This is a genomic window from Lysinibacillus sp. FSL W7-1291, from assembly GCF_038593415.1.
In the GTDB taxonomy this organism is placed as follows: Bacteria; Bacillota; Bacilli; order Bacillales_A; family Planococcaceae; genus Lysinibacillus; species Lysinibacillus fusiformis_D.
In genome coordinates this window covers 660,808-678,752 of record NZ_CP151994.1, presented here as the reverse complement: position 1 = coordinate 678,752, position 17,945 = coordinate 660,808, and the positions used below count along the sequence as shown (strand labels likewise).

22 protein-coding genes are annotated in these 17,945 nt (G+C 35.2%); all 22 read right to left on the bottom strand.

Annotated features, from left to right (window positions below; genetic code table 11):
• Nucleotides 1–34 precede the first annotated feature (34 nt).
• The 22 genes from NST76_RS03130 to NST76_RS03025 all read right to left on the bottom strand — a co-directional run bounded on the left by NST76_RS03130 (nucleotide 35) and on the right by NST76_RS03025 (nucleotide 17,828).
• Entirely contained in the window at nucleotides 35–1,006 is a 972-nt protein-coding gene (locus NST76_RS03130) for a transketolase C-terminal domain-containing protein (RefSeq protein WP_089934798.1), read from the bottom strand.
• Complete coding sequence (locus NST76_RS03125; protein ID WP_089934797.1) at nucleotides 999–1,829, bottom strand: transketolase; 831 nt, start codon at nucleotides 1,827–1,829, stop codon at nucleotides 999–1,001. Before NST76_RS03125 ends, NST76_RS03130 begins: the two co-directional genes overlap by 8 nt.
• A complete protein-coding gene (locus NST76_RS03120; protein WP_089934796.1) occupies nucleotides 1,822–2,577 on the bottom strand; it encodes an SDR family oxidoreductase in 756 nt (251 codons plus the stop codon). The genes NST76_RS03125 and NST76_RS03120 overlap by 8 nt, the downstream gene beginning before the upstream one ends.
• Nucleotides 2,578–2,594: 17 nt before the next feature.
• Nucleotides 2,595–2,834, bottom strand: coding sequence for an acyl carrier protein (locus NST76_RS03115; protein WP_271912400.1), 240 nt, complete (start codon nucleotides 2,832–2,834; stop codon nucleotides 2,595–2,597).
• Nucleotides 2,827–3,390 (bottom strand): UDP-4-amino-4,6-dideoxy-N-acetyl-beta-L-altrosamine N-acetyltransferase, encoded by a 564-nt coding sequence (gene pseH / locus NST76_RS03110; protein ID WP_271912399.1) that lies wholly within the window; start codon nucleotides 3,388–3,390, stop codon nucleotides 2,827–2,829. Before pseH ends, NST76_RS03115 begins: the two co-directional genes overlap by 8 nt.
• A gap of 17 nt (nucleotides 3,391–3,407) precedes the next feature.
• On the bottom strand, nucleotides 3,408–4,478 hold the full coding sequence (locus tag NST76_RS03105) for an FkbM family methyltransferase (protein WP_340809943.1): 1,071 nt from the start codon (nucleotides 4,476–4,478) through the stop codon (nucleotides 3,408–3,410).
• On the bottom strand, nucleotides 4,478–5,455 hold the full coding sequence (gene pseB / locus NST76_RS03100; protein WP_271912397.1) for a UDP-N-acetylglucosamine 4,6-dehydratase (inverting): 978 nt from the start codon (nucleotides 5,453–5,455) through the stop codon (nucleotides 4,478–4,480). The genes NST76_RS03105 and pseB overlap by 1 nt, the downstream gene beginning before the upstream one ends.
• 258 nt (nucleotides 5,456–5,713) lie before the next feature.
• A complete protein-coding gene (locus NST76_RS03095) occupies nucleotides 5,714–6,037 on the bottom strand; it encodes a hypothetical protein (RefSeq protein ID WP_089934787.1) in 324 nt (107 codons plus the stop codon).
• 1 nt (nucleotide 6,038) lies between these two features.
• Complete coding sequence (locus NST76_RS03090; RefSeq protein WP_342544613.1) at nucleotides 6,039–7,724, bottom strand: 6-hydroxymethylpterin diphosphokinase MptE-like protein; 1,686 nt, start codon at nucleotides 7,722–7,724, stop codon at nucleotides 6,039–6,041.
• Between the two features lie 194 nt (nucleotides 7,725–7,918).
• The gene (locus NST76_RS03085) at nucleotides 7,919–8,728 is read right to left on the bottom strand and encodes a flagellin (protein ID WP_342504113.1); all 810 of its coding nucleotides are present in this window, start codon (nucleotides 8,726–8,728) and stop codon (nucleotides 7,919–7,921) included.
• A gap of 187 nt (nucleotides 8,729–8,915) precedes the next feature.
• Nucleotides 8,916–9,134 carry a carbon storage regulator CsrA gene (gene csrA, locus NST76_RS03080; RefSeq protein WP_089934782.1) on the bottom strand — a complete coding sequence of 73 codons (219 nt, stop codon included), beginning with the start codon at nucleotides 9,132–9,134 and terminating at the stop codon, nucleotides 8,916–8,918.
• Nucleotides 9,134–9,577, bottom strand: a complete 444-nt coding sequence (gene fliW / locus NST76_RS03075) for a flagellar assembly protein FliW (RefSeq protein ID WP_271912394.1) — start codon at nucleotides 9,575–9,577, stop codon at nucleotides 9,134–9,136. Before fliW ends, csrA begins: the two co-directional genes overlap by 1 nt.
• 14 nt (nucleotides 9,578–9,591) lie before the next feature.
• A complete protein-coding gene (locus NST76_RS03070) occupies nucleotides 9,592–10,155 on the bottom strand; it encodes a DUF6470 family protein (protein WP_036121075.1) in 564 nt (187 codons plus the stop codon).
• A gap of 60 nt (nucleotides 10,156–10,215) precedes the next feature.
• The gene (gene flgL / locus NST76_RS03065; RefSeq protein ID WP_089934776.1) at nucleotides 10,216–11,118 is read right to left on the bottom strand and encodes a flagellar hook-associated protein FlgL; all 903 of its coding nucleotides are present in this window, start codon (nucleotides 11,116–11,118) and stop codon (nucleotides 10,216–10,218) included.
• 61 nt (nucleotides 11,119–11,179) lie between these two features.
• The gene (gene flgK, locus NST76_RS03060) at nucleotides 11,180–12,772 is read right to left on the bottom strand and encodes a flagellar hook-associated protein FlgK (RefSeq protein ID WP_330493572.1); all 1,593 of its coding nucleotides are present in this window, start codon (nucleotides 12,770–12,772) and stop codon (nucleotides 11,180–11,182) included.
• Nucleotides 12,773–12,786: 14 nt separating this feature from the next.
• Complete coding sequence (locus NST76_RS03055; RefSeq protein ID WP_058843853.1) at nucleotides 12,787–13,287, bottom strand: flagellar protein FlgN; 501 nt, start codon at nucleotides 13,285–13,287, stop codon at nucleotides 12,787–12,789.
• A 27-nt stretch (nucleotides 13,288–13,314) separates the two neighbouring features.
• Nucleotides 13,315–13,575, bottom strand: a complete 261-nt coding sequence (gene flgM, locus NST76_RS03050; protein ID WP_036121087.1) for a flagellar biosynthesis anti-sigma factor FlgM — start codon at nucleotides 13,573–13,575, stop codon at nucleotides 13,315–13,317.
• A 121-nt stretch (nucleotides 13,576–13,696) separates the two neighbouring features.
• A complete protein-coding gene (locus tag NST76_RS03045) occupies nucleotides 13,697–14,110 on the bottom strand; it encodes a TIGR03826 family flagellar region protein (protein WP_271912391.1) in 414 nt (137 codons plus the stop codon).
• Between the two features lie 79 nt (nucleotides 14,111–14,189).
• A complete protein-coding gene (locus tag NST76_RS03040) occupies nucleotides 14,190–14,780 on the bottom strand; it encodes a ComF family protein (RefSeq protein WP_271912390.1) in 591 nt (196 codons plus the stop codon).
• Nucleotides 14,777–16,144 (bottom strand): DEAD/DEAH box helicase, encoded by a 1,368-nt coding sequence (locus tag NST76_RS03035; RefSeq protein WP_271912389.1) that lies wholly within the window; start codon nucleotides 16,142–16,144, stop codon nucleotides 14,777–14,779. The genes NST76_RS03040 and NST76_RS03035 overlap by 4 nt, the downstream gene beginning before the upstream one ends.
• Nucleotides 16,145–16,206: 62 nt before the next feature.
• Entirely contained in the window at nucleotides 16,207–17,049 is an 843-nt protein-coding gene (locus tag NST76_RS03030) for a DegV family protein (RefSeq protein WP_058843856.1), read from the bottom strand.
• Nucleotides 17,050–17,276: 227 nt separating this feature from the next.
• Complete coding sequence (locus NST76_RS03025) at nucleotides 17,277–17,828, bottom strand: DUF3225 domain-containing protein (RefSeq protein WP_036121101.1); 552 nt, start codon at nucleotides 17,826–17,828, stop codon at nucleotides 17,277–17,279.
• Nucleotides 17,829–17,945: the final 117 nt, after the last annotated feature.

Below are 17,945 nucleotides of genomic sequence, written 5' to 3'. Positions count from 1 at the left end.
AAGGTGTGATAGCATCTACCACACCAATAAATAATTAAATATTATTTAATGTTTCCTTTATACTTTTAGCAACTTTATTAGCAGTTAATCCGTAATAGTCTAGCATCTCTTCATATATTCCTGCTCTGCTATAATCACTAGGTAATCCTATCATTAAGTGAGGAGGCTTTTTAACCTCCATAGCTATTGCTTCGGATATGGCACTACCTAGCCCTCCAGCAATTACATGCTCTTCCATACTTACAAGAAGCTTTTTATCTTTAATAACCATTTTTATACCTTCATTATCTAAAGGTCTGATAGTATGGACATTAATTACTTCAGTATTAATGCCTTCTAATTCTAATAATTCTGCAGCTTTTATTGCCTCACTTATAATGGAACCCGTAGCAAATATCGCGATATCTTCGCCATTTTTCACTGAGATAGTTTTTCCGATTTCAAAATTATAATCCTCTTTATAAATAATTGGAGAGGGCGCTCCACTAGTCAATCGAAGATATACTGGATTGGGATAACTTTCCAGAGCCTCTAATACTTTTACTAATTCAAAAGAATCTGCAGGTGAAATAATTGCTATGTTAGGGATAGCACGAATAACAGCTATATCTTCAAAACTACAATGCATATTACCTATCATACCTAATACTACACCACTAGATAATCCTACCATTCTTACTGGATGTTTCATTTCACCAATATCCATTCGAATTTGTTCTAAACATCTTAGCGTATGGAATGGAGCATATGTTGTTGTATAAACATCAAAACCTTCACTGGCTAAACCAGCGGCTATACCAATCATATTTTGTTCAGCAATTCCTACATCAATAAATTTGTCAGAATGTTGCTTTCTATAACGATCTAAGCCTGCTGGAATAGATACATCTGCTGTTATCACCAATAAATCTTCCTTTTTTTTGGCCTTCTCTAACATGACCATTCCAAATGTGCCTCGTTGACCTAAACGTGCTAACATTTTATGATTTTTTAATGTATTATTCATTTTCTTTCACCTGCTCTTCTATCGCTTCGTTAAATAATTTATCCGTTAGCACAGCATGATGCCAATCAATATTGTGCTCCATAAAAGAAACACCTTTGCCTTTAATAGTATTAGCTATTATTACTCTAGGTTTATGAGAAACACTATCAAATACACTTATTAATGCCTCAATATCATGCCCATCTACAGTGGAGACAGCCCAGCCCATCTCTTCTAGTACTTTCTCCAAATGATTCATTGGTAAAATATCGTTCGTTTTACCACCTAACTGAATACCATTCCGGTCAATAATGACTGTTAAATTATCTAATTTAAAATGTGGAGCAGATAAAAACCCTTCCCAAATCGACCCTTCGTTACTCTCACCATCACCTAATAATACATAAACATGACTTGATAATTGCTTACGTTTTAATCCCATCGCAACACCGATAGCCAATGATAAGCCCATTCCTAAACTACCACTTGTAAATTCAATACCTTTTTTACGATTCATTACTGGATGACCTAAAAAGGCACTACCTGTATTCATAAAACTAGCTAAATCTTCCTCTGTAATAATTCCATTCTCATATAAAGCAGTATAGTAAGCTAATACCCCATGTTCTTTACTTAAAATAAAACGGTCTCTACCTTCGTCTAAAGAATTTTTACTATTAATATTCATAGTGTGACCGTACAAAACAGCTAAAATTTCAATAATGGATAAGCCCGGGCCTACGTGAGCAGCATTATTCCCTGAAGCATTTGCTAATTTCAAAGCATTTATTCTCATATGACTAGCTTGTTTCTTTAATTTTTCTACTAAGCTTGCATTAATCATTAAAAAGTCCCCCATCTACCCGTAATATTTGTCCAGTAATATAGGATGACAAATCAGATGCCAAAAATAACACACTATTTGCAATTTCCTCAGGTCTAGCTAAACGTTTTAAAGCTAAATGACTTTGTAGTTGTGTCAAAAATTCTTTATTTGTGATTGCATTTGATACCATATCGGTTTCTGTAAAACCTGGAGCAATAGCATTTACCCTTATATTAACATTACCTAGTTCATTCGCTATTGTTTTAGTAAAGGCGTTAAATGCAGCCTTACTTGCCGTATAGGAAATCATCCCTTTGTAACTATCATCGGCTGCAATAGATGTAATATTTACAATAGATGCCGCTGTACTTTTTCTCATTAATTTCGTAATATATTGAGTCAATAAAAAAGGGCCATAAAAGTTCACTTTCATTTTTTCTTCAAGTGTTTCCATTGTAGTCATTTGATAAATTGTATCCCCAGCTATCCCAGCATTATTAACTAATATATCAATCGTAGAGAACAGATTTCTTATTTCTTTTATGGCTAATTTAACTTCATCTTCCTTACTAATATCAAAATAGACAGGTGTTATTAGAACACCTGTCTCGTTTTGAAGATTAGTTAAGTAGCTTTCAAATTCCACAGTACTTTTTCGAGCACATGCAATTATATTAGCGCCCTGTTTAGCAAATACAGTTGTAATGGCTTTTCCAATTCCCCGATTACATCCTGTTATAACCGCTACTTTTCCGCTTAAAAGCATACTAACTACCTCCTACTTTATACTTCAACATCATATTTTTTTAAAATTTCTATACCAATCGTATATGAGCTAAACTCAATCACATCATCTGTTTCAAGCATAATATCAAACACATCTTCTAATTCAGCAATCATTGCCATATGCCCTACAGAATCCCACTCTTCTATTGAGTTATATACTAACGTTTCATTTAATTGGTCCTCGTTAATATTAAAACACTCTTTAAAAACATTGTTATACTTGTTTAAATTATTCATTGCTATTTTTTCCTCTCAATTCGAATGGAGCCCTTAATTTATGATATTTTTGATAGTTGTTAATCCACGTATCTTTTAAGATTTCCAGAACTTCTACATCATAATATACGCCATCTTTTTTTATATGCTGAGTTAACGTACCTACTTTTCTAAATCCATAATGATAGTCCATTTTCAACATAGATTCATTTATAGAGAGAACTTCAATTACTAATTTGTTAAACTTCATTTCGAAGAAATAAAAATTTAGAAAATAAGGCAGGATACGGCTTGAAACAATAGAATATTCTAATTCACCAATATAAAAGCCTGAACTGGCTTTCTCATGTATGTAATCAATATTATTTAATGAAATTAAACCTATAGGGCTATCTTTATAAACGATAACCCAATTTAATTGAGTATAATCTTTGTTTATCTTTTCAAACCATTTTCTTTGCTTGTTTAAATCAGGCTCGATATCCGTATACATAAATTTAGTTACGTGTTCACTAGTGCGCCATTTCATTACTAAATCTAAACTATCTTCATCTAATAATTTAAATTCCATACTCATTATTATTCACCACTAATTCATTTTGGAACATACGCATATAGTTTTCTCCAATTATGCTTAACTACATATTTTGGGTTAGCATCTTTTATTATTTTTTCGAGAATTTGCGCATCTTCTGGGAAATGATACGTACATATTGATAATTTTGGCTCCATTTCTTTTAAAGTTTTTTGAGCCCCTATAAGCATATATCGTTCTGCACCTTCGATATCAGCCTTAATATAATCTACTTTCTTAATCATCTTTTTTTCAACCAAATTATCTATTGTATCAATAGGAACTGATCTTATTTGATCATTTCCACGATTCATATAAAAAGAGTCTAGTACTCCTGTGTCTGATTCAAATAAATCCATGTACCCTTGATGGTCTGATAAACCATACGGTATTATTTGAATATTGTCATATATCTTTTTTTGCTTTTCTAATATCTCGAGTGATTTTTTCCCTGGCTCACAAGCATATACTGTGCACCCCATACTAGCTGCGTAACAAGAGTATAACCCTATATTTGCACCGGCATCGATTATATAATCTCCTTCTTCGAGGTGAACATCTTCAAACTCATAAACACCATCTACTACTAATGAAAAATCGTTTAAAATGCTAGGTGATAATTCATCCCCTACTGTTTCAAAAAAAGCACCTTTTAAATCACTATTAAATAGTATAGGGTTATATATTTGAATACCATTAAAATCAATTATTTCTTTCGAAAGGTCGATGTTGAATTTTTTAAAATATTCTTCAAAAAATGGATCTTCATAGTTCTCTATAGACTGTATATTTACAATATTTTTATAACCCGTTTTCATAAGAGAACTAAATACTTCTTCATTATGGGAAACTACAGTTAAATAAATATCAACATTATCTTTTAGTAAACTTATTTCATTAAGTTCAACTATAGGTACACTTCTCATTTTTCCACTTTTACTATGATAACAATATTTCTGTTCTTTCTTATGCCCTGGACTTACAAAGACATAATCCACTTGGATATTCTCAAACCAATCCAAATAGTTTATTAAAACTTTTGCTGCGTAACCTATACCATAAACAACTGTATACCGAGGTTCAGTATTCATTATATGTCTTTTTCTCCTATCATTCTCACTAGATCTTTAACATTTAACCATTCTTTATTATTATCACTTGTATAAGCAAAGCCGTCTGGTAGAGGAATACCGCCTTCAAACTTATCAGCATACCACCAAGAAAATTCAGGTTGAATGACATAATATGTATCAAACTCTAATGTATGCCGAGCATCATCTTCCATAATCATTGCTTCATGAAGTTTTTCACCAGGGCGAATTCCAATAACTTCCATTTCGCATTCAGGAGCAATCGCTTTTGCTAAATCTGTAACTTTCATACTTGGAATTTTCGGCACAAAGATTTCCCCACCGTACATTCGTTCCAAATTATCTAATACGAATTGTACCCCTTGATCGAGGGTAATCCAGAAACGGGTCATACGCTCATCTGTAATAGGTAATTTACCTGTATCTTTAATCTTTTTAAAGAATGGTACTACGCTACCGCGACTTCCTACTACATTGCCATAGCGTACAACTGCAAATCTTGTTTTCTTTTCTCCTACATAAGCATTGGCAGCAACGAATAATTTATCAGATGCTAATTTTGTCGCACCATATAAATTCACAGGGCTACATGCCTTATCCGTTGAAAGCGCAATTACCTTTTCTACACCACGGTCGATAGCTGCCTCAATAATATTTTGAGCTCCATGAATATTTGTCTTTACCGCCTCAAAAGGATTATATTCACATGCATCAACATGCTTCATAGCAGCTGCATGAATGACAATATCCACACCATCAAAGGCACGATATAATCGGTCTTTATCCCGCACATCACCAATAAAGAATCGGATTCGTTCATCTTGGAACTCTTGCTTCATTTCATATTGCTTTAACTCATCGCGACTAAAAACGATAATTTTTTTTACACCTAATGTAAGTGCTTTCCTGATGAATTTTTTACCAAAAGAGCCTGTACCGCCTGTTACTAATACCACTTTATCTTTTAAAACACTCATTAGTATTTCCCCTTACTATGTATCATATAAATATTATATCGGATAATTTTAACGTATTTCTACTTTTGAAAAATAAATATAATTTTTAATGCAATATCCACTTTTTATTTGTACATATTTCACTTTTTCCTTTTTACTCTACACATTTCCTCCTTAGCAAATGTTCATTTTAATAGATAGACGAAAAAACACTCTTTGAATTAGAATATACATTCAAAAAGTGTTCTTATTTTAACTATCTCTTAATTGATATTAATTTCAAGCTATAATTTGTTCAAAATATGGCAACATTTCATATTCAAAAATATCAGCTACAAGGACAAAATCTTGTTTTTCTAAACCTTCATTTATAAGGTTTAAATACTCTTCTAATTGTTGTTTATTTAAATTTGTATTAACCCCTTGATCCGTTAGTATTTCTTCCATTTGTTTTATCCAAGTAATTCCCTCTGAAAAATTCAATATTTCATTTAAAGCTGTCGGAACATTGCCAGATCTTAAACTATCAGCAATATATTGTAACCCTGCTGGAATTTTAGCTATATATTTGTAATATTCATCTACAATCTCTATTTTGTCCATTTTAACAACCCCCGAATTCTTCTAATGCTATTCTTGTATATTTTAAAGATTTTTCTGTTGCCTCTAAAATATTTTCATAAAGATACATATTTTGTTTATGAATTTGTTTAAATTTTTCTACTGTCTCTAAATGTTTATTATCTATAGTCATTCTCATCACATCCATAGTAATCGGGTCAATGATTCTTTCCATAATTACTAGTGGATAATATTCTTTCAATTTAGAATCGATTTTATCTAGTTTTTTTAATGTACTAGCTGAAAATACCGTATTATTTTTTTCTTCTTTTAACAGTTGAATCGCTTCTACTAGTAATTTTTTTATTTTTAAATAGACTTCTATTTCTTGACTCATAAATTGCTTATAATTGACAACGCTATTATCTATTTCATTTTTAAGTTCCAATTTTGAAATATTATTTGTCTGATACATATAGTTTTCACAAAATGTTGCAAAATCTAATTGTGGGATACCGTTAATTTTTACGCCACCTTCGGTACAATTATAAATTTTATGTTGTTTGTGCAACATTATATATAATTTTTCTATACTCTTCCTCATACTGTTAAATTGGTGATTCGTTTTTACAGGTTCCCCGTAGTATCCTTCTACTTCAAAAGTCATGTCTTTCTTGAAAAATTCATCAGTTAACTCACTATAATGATTATTATTTTCTGCATGGGATTTATTGTTCGTATAAGCTAAATCTTGTCCAATAATTGCGATTGGTCCTGTACTAATTTTACTTGCTATTTCTAATGCAGTTATAGCAACTGTACCACCAGTTGATAGCATTGGTAAATCCTTACCTAGCCCTTCTTTAATACGTTTTTGTATACTATCTTCTCCATAAAAACAAAAACTATAGCGGTTTCCTTTAAAATCTCGTTCTATTTTCCATGCATTCCCTAAACCATAAATCAAATCGAAAGCATTATTTTTAATGTTTTTAAAGTGTAAATAATTACTTTCTCCTCCATCCATTGTTACTACATAGTCAGGTGTAATTTCTGCTGCCAGTAGAGAGTTGATGGTAGATCCTGCACTAATTATCAAACATTTATCTTTCAATTTTTTTAACAGTGGTAACTGTTTTGTTAATGAAGGACCTCCCGAAGCTAAAATTACTGGGCAATCATATTTATTGTAAAGTTCCTTTAAACTCTGATCTTTATGAACATAATATAAATTCATAATGTAATTTTCCTGCCATAAATCGCCAAAAAATCTTATTGTATTTTCATTCACAATATCTTCAATTTGTATATGACGAATAAAGTCTAGAAATTCTTTATATTCCTTGTCAAAAATTTTGTCATAATTAGGTGAGAGCAGTATATTGACTTTACGATCAAAATCAGCTATATAATCTTCTGAACGCATATAAAAGTCCTGTAAATCAGAAAAAACGCCTTCAATTTTATCTTTACCCTCAATATTTAAACTACTAAATAAAGGGTCATACACTAAAATATCAGTGTTTCCATACTTTTTTGCAATAGCATTAGCTATGTACCCTAGTCCATAGCCAAACAGTATATTTAAATATCCTTCTTTATAGTTCTTATCTATGTATTTATCAGCTTCTGCTTCAGGATTGTAATTACTATGTAAAAAATACCCATTTACTTTTGCATTTGGCTTATCATTTTTTGTTTGTAAATAAATTATATCTAAATCTTCCATAAAGTCGTCTCCTTGGTTAACCTTGGTGAGGCTCTCTTTTAAAAAAGGGTTATTAAATCATATTTGTTTTACAGAAAAGTGTCTTACTTCTTTGATTATATCGGTATAAAAAAGGATTTTTAAATTTTTTATTAAAAAAAGCTTGAACGAAATTTCGTTCAAGCTTTTAATATTTTAGGCTAAAAGTTAATCAATTATTGTAATAATTGAAGTACACCTTGTGGTTGTTGGTTAGCTTGAGCTAACATAGATTGAGCAGCTTGCATTAAGATGTTGTTCTTAGTGAAGCCCATCATTTCTTTAGCCATGTCTGTATCACGGATACGTGATTCAGCAGCTGTTAAGTTTTCAGATGTAGCACCTAAGTTGTTGATTGTGTGCTCTAAACGGTTTTGAACAGCACCTAAATCAGAACGTTGAGAAGAAACTAATTCTAAAGCTTCGTTGAAGTTTTTAATTGCTTTGTCAGCAGCTGTTTGAGAATCAATTTTACCAGTAATTTTTAAACCAGCTGTACCCATTGTTCCGATTTTTAATGTAATAGATTGGCCATCATTAGCACCGATATGGAATTTTTTACCAGAGAATGTACCATCTAATAATTTTTGAGTATTGAACTCTGTGTTTTTAGCGATACGGTCGATTTCTGATTTTAATGCTGTAACTTCTTTGTCAAGCGCTCCACGGTCTGCAGTTACGTTTGTATCGTTTGCAGATTGTACTGCTAATTCACGCATACGTTGTAGGATTGCGTGAGTTTCGTTAAGAGCACCCTCAGCAGTTTGGATTAAAGAGATTGAGTCTTGAGCGTTTTTAGTAGCCATATCAAGACCACGGATTTGTCCGCGCATTTTTTCAGAGATTGCTAAACCAGCAGCGTCATCGCCCGCACGGTTTACTTTGTAACCTGAAGATAGTTTCTCAAGGTTTTTAGAAGCTTGAGTGTTGTTGAAAGTAAGGTTACGGTGTGTGTTTAAAGCTGAAATGTTGTGTTGAATTCTCATTTGGAATTCCTCCTTGAATTTTTAGTGTGTTATTCCACATCCGTGTGGAATTTCGGATTAGGTAGTATGTATGTACTTCCTGCCCCTTACAAACTATATATCGTAATTAGTTGGAAATGTTTAATAGTTTTTTAGAAAGTTTTTTTATTTTTTATGTAATTATTTCAAAATAAACATATATCTCTTATTATTTTTTCTTCAATTGCTCTAAAAAGTTTGATGTTACAGAAAGGGCTTCTTTATTTTCCGCTTGGATTGCTTCAAAAACTTCTGATCGATGTACTTTCACCGTTTTCGGTGCAACAATCCCCAGTTTGATTTGGTCACCCTCAACTGCCAATATTTTTATTTCAACTTGATCACCTATCATAATTGACTCATCTTTTTTTCGTGAAAGAACTAGCATTATTTCGCACTTCCTTCCAATGGTAGCATTGGATAACGTAATGGAAAGGCTTTATTGTCTTGAAGAACGATTTGCTTACCGCGTTTTTTTTCTATATTTAAAATAACAGGTGCCAGCAAGTTAATCGTAGAGTCTTGAAATGCTTCTTTTAATGTTACAATAGCATATGGAAGAACATCTTCTTGCTTTTCAATTTGTAATTGCTCACGATCTTCTTCGCTAATATCAAAGCTATAATCTTGTTTGAATGCAAAAGGGTAGGCTACGACAAAACCAATTTCTTTATTCTGAACAGATTGTAATAATGCAAGTGGAAGGTCTGCATCAATCGGTAACAAAACAAATTTTTTCTCCTCTTCTAATCCTAGTAAACCATGCTCAAATGTAAGGATATCTTGTTCACCAATTTCTACTTCTCCTAAAAATTTAGTAGCAATTTTCATTTATAAACTCTCCTTTAAATGATGACATCGATGTCAACATCTGGTCTTTGTATCATTGTACCAGTTACTTTTCCTGGTGTGTATTCGTGTATAGGTTTGTTCACTTTAGCGTCAATTACTGGTTCTCTTCGTTGAATATTGACATCCGTTGTACCTGGTGTGTAATTAATTTTGACTGATCCTACGGATGGTACAAATTTGACATTAAATTGTACACGGTGTGGACCGTGGTTTTGTTTAGCTATATTTTGAACTATTGCCCGTCCTTGATCTTTTCCAGCGTTCTCCATCATTTGACGTCCCTCTTGTGCTCTGCGTGCCATTCCTTTTATTGCCTCTTGTTTTCCTTTTTCTGCGTAATTTGCACTTGATTCTAAAGGACCAATCATTCCTATGTCTCTTCTTGCCTGTGAGGAGTCAATTTTCAAAACACTTCTCGTTGTATTTATATCTAAAATAGCGGCTGGTTGTTCAATACGCTGTGTCGCCTTTGGCTGTTCAATATGCTGCTGTGGTTTACCAATATGAAGATCAATTTTGGCATCGATTGTACGAATTTGTATTTGTGGTAGCCTCACAATACTAGCTCTCCTTTCAAGAAAAGCGTTTGAACAAAGTGTCCAAACGCCTAAATTATATTAACGGATAAAATCCACTAATGTTTGTTGAATGATTTTAGAACCTACTGAAAGTGCAGCCTGATGAATAGATTCATGTGTCACCATTTCAGTAATGGCCTTTGCATAGTCGACAGACTCATTATCCCTGAGTTGTTTTGTGACGTTAACCTCACGTATACCTAGTCGATTTTCCATCATTTCTACACGGTTTTGCCGTGCACCGATATCTGCCTGTGCTTCTAAAACTTTATTATGCATGGCTGTAATATCATCATTTGTAGTAGCTGAGGATACCCCGCCAAGCATGCTAGCAATTTCTTCACCTGTTTTTGTTGGGTCGCCTAATAAATCCGAAATTTTCCCCATCATATCATCTATATTATTAAATAAATCTTTCCCTGGGGTATTTACAGAAAGCTGGATACCATCATAAATTTCTATTTTTACACCTTCTTGATTAGTATTCGGATTTATGACTCCACCAATAAATAAAGGCTCGTTAGTTCTAGTTCCACTAAATATGTAACTGCCACCAATATTCGTATTTCCTACATCCTGTAATTGTTGGCGAATTTGGTCAATTTCTTTTTTTATTTTGTCACGATCCTCTGATGTATTTGAATCAGTGGCAGCTTGAATAACAAGTTCACGAACTCGCTTCATTTGCTCACCAACCTGGTTAAGAGATTCATCTGTCGAATCCAACCAGCTACTTGCCGTAATCGTGTTACGAGTGTATTGCTCTACCTTAGCTAAATCTCGACGATAGCCCATACCCTTTACTGCAATAACTGGATCATCGGATGGACGAGTAATTTTTGAACCTGAATTTATTTGGTCCTGTAGCTTAGACATTTTACCATAGCTGTTATTTAAATTTCGTAGCATGTTATTTGATAGCATTGATTGTGTTACACGCATTTTGTAAAAAGCCTCCTTCTTGTAGGTTGATAAATTGGTCATTATTTACTTGATTCTATTGTTATAAACCAACTCGGCCCATACCGTTAATAATTTTATCCAATGTTTCATCGACAACCGTAATCATACGTGCATTTGCATTATACGCTTGTTGGAAAGTAATCATATTTGTCATTTCTTCATCTAAAGAAACCGCACTTACAGCATCGCGACTATTAGATACCATCAGAAGTTGGGATTCAGAAGTCGCAGCTATACGTAATGCCTCTTCACCATCTACACCAACTTTTCCAACAATCGCTTGATAGAATGATTGTAAGCTTGCATTATCTATATCTGCATATAATTTATGTTGCATATTGGCAAGTTCGTAAGCATTCTTACCATTTCCTTCTTCTGTTGGGTCAGAAGATGCTGCTAAAAGGTTAGGATTTTTTAAGATATCTTCATTAACCTTGATTCCACCAGCACCAGTTCCTTCAAAGAAGACGCCGCCTGGTTTCGAAGGATTTATGATGTTTCCATTCGCATCTTTTTCTTCAAGGGTATAACCTTTTGCATGTTGCGCATTGAATTCTTTAATAAATGCATTGGCTAATTGATCTAATTTTTGTAAAGTTTCTGTGTAGTATCCTTTAATATCGCCACCCGCACTTTGATAACCATACGAATTAATTAGTGAAAGTAATTTTCCTTTTGATGCTTCAAAGTCTTGCTGTTTAATTGCCGTTTGTGCACTAGTGACAGCACCCGCTTCATGCGCATCTAAAGATTCCAATCCTGTTAATTGTAGTTCAGAGAAAGAATTTGTAATTTCATCGCCAGTCACCTTCGTGCCGTTTGTACCCATCGCTGTAAATTGAGCGAAATCTTTACCGTTTACTAAATCTCTGATAACACCGTCATTACCTTTAAAAGTAATTTTTAAGCTTCCTTCTGCAACCTCTGATGCTAAACCACCAGAAGGAATACGTTCAATCGATACTGGAATATACTCATTTAGTTTATCAACTAGAGTATCACGCACATCATATAAATCATTTGGTACATGCCCACTAGGTTCAACCTCTTGAATTTGCTTATTAACGGCAGCAATTTGTTTAAGGATAGTATTAATTTGAGTTGTCGAAACATTAAGTTCATTTCCAAGATTACCCTGAATCATTTTTAACTGTTTATCAAGGTAATTTAAAGAATCAGCTAAGTGCTCCGCACGACTAATGGCTACTTTACGTGAAGCACCATCTGCAGGCTTCGTCCCCACATCTTCAAGTCCCTTCCAAAACTGTTCGAAAGCTTTATCTAAACCGAATTCCGAAGGTTCATTCATAACATCTTCCATTTGAGAAATGGCATTTGTTCTAGATTCCCAATAACCTAACTTATTCGTCTCTTGACGATATTGGCGATCAATAAATTCACTACGAATACGTTGGATTGAACTTGCTTCAACCCCAGTACCAAGATGTCCTGGATAAGTTGGTTGGTTTAAGCCGGCTGTTGGAAAACCTGGTGTCGCCTGCATGTTTACTCGTTGGCGTGAGTAACCTAATGTGTTGGCATTGGAAATATTATGTCCTGTTGTGTATAAAGCTGTTTGTTGTACGAAGAGGCCGCGTTTACTTGCTTCTAGGCCCATAAATGTTGAGCGCATTTTTCTTCCTCCTTTTAGGCTTGTGAATCGAAATATGATTTTTTAGCTATGTTATTTGTGCCATGAACCTCGTTGCTAGAGTAGTTCATTTGCTCTGTGCGAGGTCTTACAGCATCTAATGTTAGGTTGACGATTTGTAGTGATTGGAAAACAAGTTTTTGATTTAAGTCATTTTGTTTTCGTAGGTCAGTGATAATTTGCAGTAAACGATCGCGAACTACTGATAAGGTTGCTTTGTCAGCTTGTTGGTCAGCAGCCTCGATGACATCTGCGACAGTCGTTTTGTCAGATGAAGCAAGTCCCTTTGCTTCGAGGTAGTCCGTTACCTGTTTCTGACGCTGTTGCTCGAGCTTATCGATGGCCGCTATGTGTGCCTGCTCATCCTTGAGCAATTGGTCTAGAGCTTCGATATCACCAGCTTTAATGATTTCTGTTTTTTTCAAGGCTAGTTCAAGTAAACTTTTATGCATTCTTTCTAGCATCGTTAATGTAGAATTAATCGCTTCTACAGACATATCGCTATACACCCTTTCTGCTGTTCCCTAGAAACGATAATATTTCAGCATATCCTCTGCTACTTTGCGAGCATCTACTTTGTATTCACCAGAATCAATGTCTTTTTTCAGCTGTTGTACGCGGTCAGCTCGCTCTGTACTGTATGTTGATACGCTTTTCATATCTTGAGCAGCTTTCGAAATCTCAATTTTATCAGCAAAAGATGCTTTGTTTGTATCTGATTTAACGTTACGTACTTGGTTTTTATAGGCGTTTACTGCATTAATTCCATAAGATGTAATTTTCATTTTGAAACCCCCCATCTAAAAATCTTATCTTCCTATTATTTCGGATTGTCTCACATAATGTTAAGTTTTCACATATAAAAAAGTGTGCTAATTTTGTTTAAAATTAACACACTTCCCGTTATTAGCGTTTTCGCTCTGCGTGATAGGTTACACGATCGCGTTGCTCTACACTGTCGCGGAATTCCTTAGCTGCTTCAAATGTACGTAAGTCAGCCTTTAATTCATCTTGACATTTTGTACAAAGCTTACCTATGGTTGTCAGGTGACCACAGTTATCACATGGATAACCAAGGTTAGGGAACATGGCTGGCTGCAAGCGGCCTTTACGAACCCATTTATACAATAGCTCCTCTTCTGCTCCAGTTGCTTCTACGATACGCTCAACTGTTGCTGCACGGTTCTCACGTTTACGAAGGAAGCGATAAACGATTTGATAAAGCTCTTCCTCTGATTGTGCACACTTATGACATACTTCTCGGACCCCTGTATAATTAAAAAATTCATTACACTTTGGACAATTACGAACCTCAGCCATCTGCTTTTCCTCCTCTTTCAAGAAATCTTATCTACGAATGCTATACCCATCATCTATTATACATAATACGTTGGAAAATTCATCCTTCAATTAATGTGAAGTATTGGACATTTTTAGCACCCGCCTGCATTAGCACATCTGCGGCATGCTGAATGGTTGTTCCTGTAGTTTTAATATCGTCAAAAAGAAGGTAATCTTTATGCTCTACTTGTGAGCCTACCTTTACACGAAAAAGAGGTGCTACATGTATGCGCTGCTCTCTATTTTTGGAGCTTTGTGTCTCTGTTGTTGTCTTTTCTAATAGCTGAATGTACGGAATAAAAGCTGCCTTTAATAGTTCCTCTGTGTGTGAGAAGGTACGCTCCTGTTGCTTGAGGGGATGCATGGGAATTGGTAGAATCATCGCTTTCTCTTTTCTAAATCGAGCATAAAGCTCCTGTCGAAATACTTTTGCAAGAGCTACATCCTGAAGAAATTTAAACTGATGTAAGTAATCTTTCATCGCGTCATTATACTGATAGAGTGCTGTAGCTGACTGTGAATGTTCAAAGCGAGCAGCACACCTATCACATATAGTCGGTGAAAACTGCTTTGTTAACAGAATTTTCCAGGATATGGTTGATGTCAACGGCTGCGAGCAAATTAAGCAATGCGATTCTATTTTATTCATTGGGGAAATCCTTTTCTATTATATAAAGCAATTTTTGCACATGCCTCATCCATCTCTATTGTGATGCCGTGATGAAAGAACAAGACCTCACCAGCAGGAAATTGTCTATCCCGCCCAACACGACCCGCAATTTGAATAAGAGCGCTGGCAGTAAAAATCAATGACTCTGCTCCGATTACTGCCACCTGTACATTGCTAATTGTAATGCCTCTTTCTAATATAGTTGTAGTTAATAAGCCTGGAACTTCTTTATTTCTTAGCTTCAGCACCTTTTCCTTTCGCTCCGAATCTGCTGCATGCACAGCTACTATCTTTTCATCTAGCAACTGAAAAAGGGGTTCTGCTCTATTCATTAAGGCGATTGTTGGAAAGAAGATTAAAAATGGCTGCTTTTGGCTAAGACGTTCCTCTGTCCATTTTTTTAACCTTTTGGGGATTGTACCTCGCTGGAAGCTTTTATCATAGCCCCATAAAGCACGCACTTGAGGAACTGGCAATGGATGATTGTGATAGCGTTTTGGAATAAAGGAGTAGCTTTCTTGCTGAAAGGCATGTAGTAATGATGGTGATGGGGTTGCTGTAACAAATACAATAGGAGCATGTTCTTTTTTAGCCTTTCCTACTGCTCTTTGTAGGGTTTCATCAAATGTATAAGGAAAAGCATCTGCTTCATCGACAATGATAACATCAAAAGCCTTGTCAAATCGGTAAAGCTGATGGGTCGTTGCTATAACCATCTGGGCATAGCCATGTTGTTGTAAGACACCACCGTATAATGCATGAATAATAGTTTCAGGGAATACTTGCTGGAAGCGTGGCGTCAATTCCAACACTACATCTGTGCGTGGTGTTGCAATACAAACACGTAGCCCTCGCTTTAGCGCATCATAAACCGTTGGAAAAAGCAGCTCGGTTTTTCCAGCACCACACACTGCATGAATTAAATGCGAACGCTTTGCTGTCACACTTGCTAAAGTTTCATTTGCAGCCTGTTGTTGAAGTTCCGTGAATTGCCCTGCCCATTTGAATAAATGCTTGTACGTCTTAATGGCTTTAGGACCAATCCAAACCATCAAATTCGTACAGCTGCTCACCCTCCCCATTTTGATACAATGCCGACAATATAAACATTGTTGCTGGCATTTTGAGCAATCAAATAGAGTGAATAATTGCGGGTTTGTATTGTGGCAGCGATTGCAACGAATAACTGGCTTCATTTGAATTCCTTCTATTAAATTAAAATATTTTCGCTCGATTGCGTTATCAATATGTGCTGATGAATATGGAGAATGATTTTTTAACCAAATGCGACCTTCATGGAAATCACGTAATGCTGGTGGTAACAGCCAACCTTTATATTTCATAATTTCTCTCCCTCCATAGAAAAAAGCCTCTACTTTGCTGTAGAGACCTTCTCATAGAAATTTTATTTTTTTGTCCAGCCTAAGCCCATCGATCCTTCACCTAAATGTGTGCCAATGACAGGGCCGAAATAGCTTAATTTAAAACTTACGTTCGGGTACGCTTCTGCTAATTGCTCTAGCCATTCTTGTGCTTCTGCTTGGCAATTGCCGTGTATGACAACAGCGTCCATAGCTTCATACTTTCTCGCATCCTCTGCTAGCAATTCCTCTACACGTTTTAATGCTTTTTTACGTGTTCGGATTTTTTCAAAAGGCACAATCACCTTGTCTACAAAATGTAGAACAGGCTTTACTTGTAATAAGCCGCCGATCAAGGCTGCCGCAGAAGACAAACGCCCACCACGTTGTAAATGAGCTAAGTCGTCTACAATGAAGTAAGCACGGATATACTGCTGCATGTCCGCTAATGCCGCCAGTATGTCTTGCGCTGAATGGCCCTCTTTCGCCATTTCAGCAGCTTTTAAAACATAAAAGCCCTGAACCGCACAGGAAATTTCACTGTCAAAGGCATGCACTTTTATGCCTTCTACCATTTCACCTGCCTGTACTGCCCCTTGATATGTTCCACTAATACCACTTGATAAATGGATCGAAATAACCTCGTCATAATCCTTCGCTAGCTCGTCAAAGAGAGCAACAAATTCTCCGATTGGAGGCTGTGTTGTTTTTGGGAATTCTTTTGCTCCACGCACCTTATCGTAAAACTCAGATGCTGTGATGTCTACTTCTTCTGCAAATAGTTCACCTGAGATATTAACACTTAAAGGTATCATGTGAATGTTTAAGCGTGCACGTTCCTCAGCTGAAAGATATGCAGTACTATCTGTTACGATTGCCGTCCTCATCCATGTCCACTCTCCTATGATTCTTAGTTTACAATCTATTTCTTCTTGGTGCAATTGTTGTTGTTTGTTCGCTGTCGCACAGGATACGGAATGAAAACAAAAAGAAATGAATGTAAAATGAATGACGAACGTGAGATTCACGTTTTCGTTATTCATTTCGCATTCATTTTCTATGTATAGTAGGCGTATCTTCACTCAATTCTTATATTGAATGAAGATAGCTCCTGTTAGTTGCCTGTACTAGACTGTGAGTCATCACCAATATAAAAGACACTTGTAACCTTCCAATCATCGTCTTCCTTCACAAAGACTGTTACTTGACGTCCTGCACTTTCGTGTTCAACATTTGTCTCAATCTGAAGAGAGTGCATTTTCATGTTGGCAAATACCTGAGCCTCTTCTGGTTCATATTTAGCAATCGTTACGTTTTCTACATCACGCTTAATATCAAATTGATCGAATACTTCTGTTGCATATGTTTTTTCTTCATCGTATTTAAAACCCTTTGGATTTTTCGAGATTGTCTTCATATAACGCTCGATTTCTTCAGCATTTAATGCAGCAATATACTCATCGAAAGATGCTAAAATTGCCTTTTCATCTGCTGCTGGCACATTTTCAGCTTTTTCCACGTTACCACCCATCATCTCAAAGCCTACTGTACCATCTTCTATTACTTTTTCTCGATCCTCGTCACTCATCTTCTCTTCTTTATTACCACATGCAGTTAAAGTTAATACGAATAAGATTAACACTGCTAGAAAACTTTTCTTTAACATCAAAAAACCTCCCGCGCATATTGTAGCATATAAATGCTGTAGTAGGAATTTTGTTGTGCTTTTTCAACATTTAGGTGCTACATCTTTCTTATGACGCATTTGCTTGTAAAATGTTGC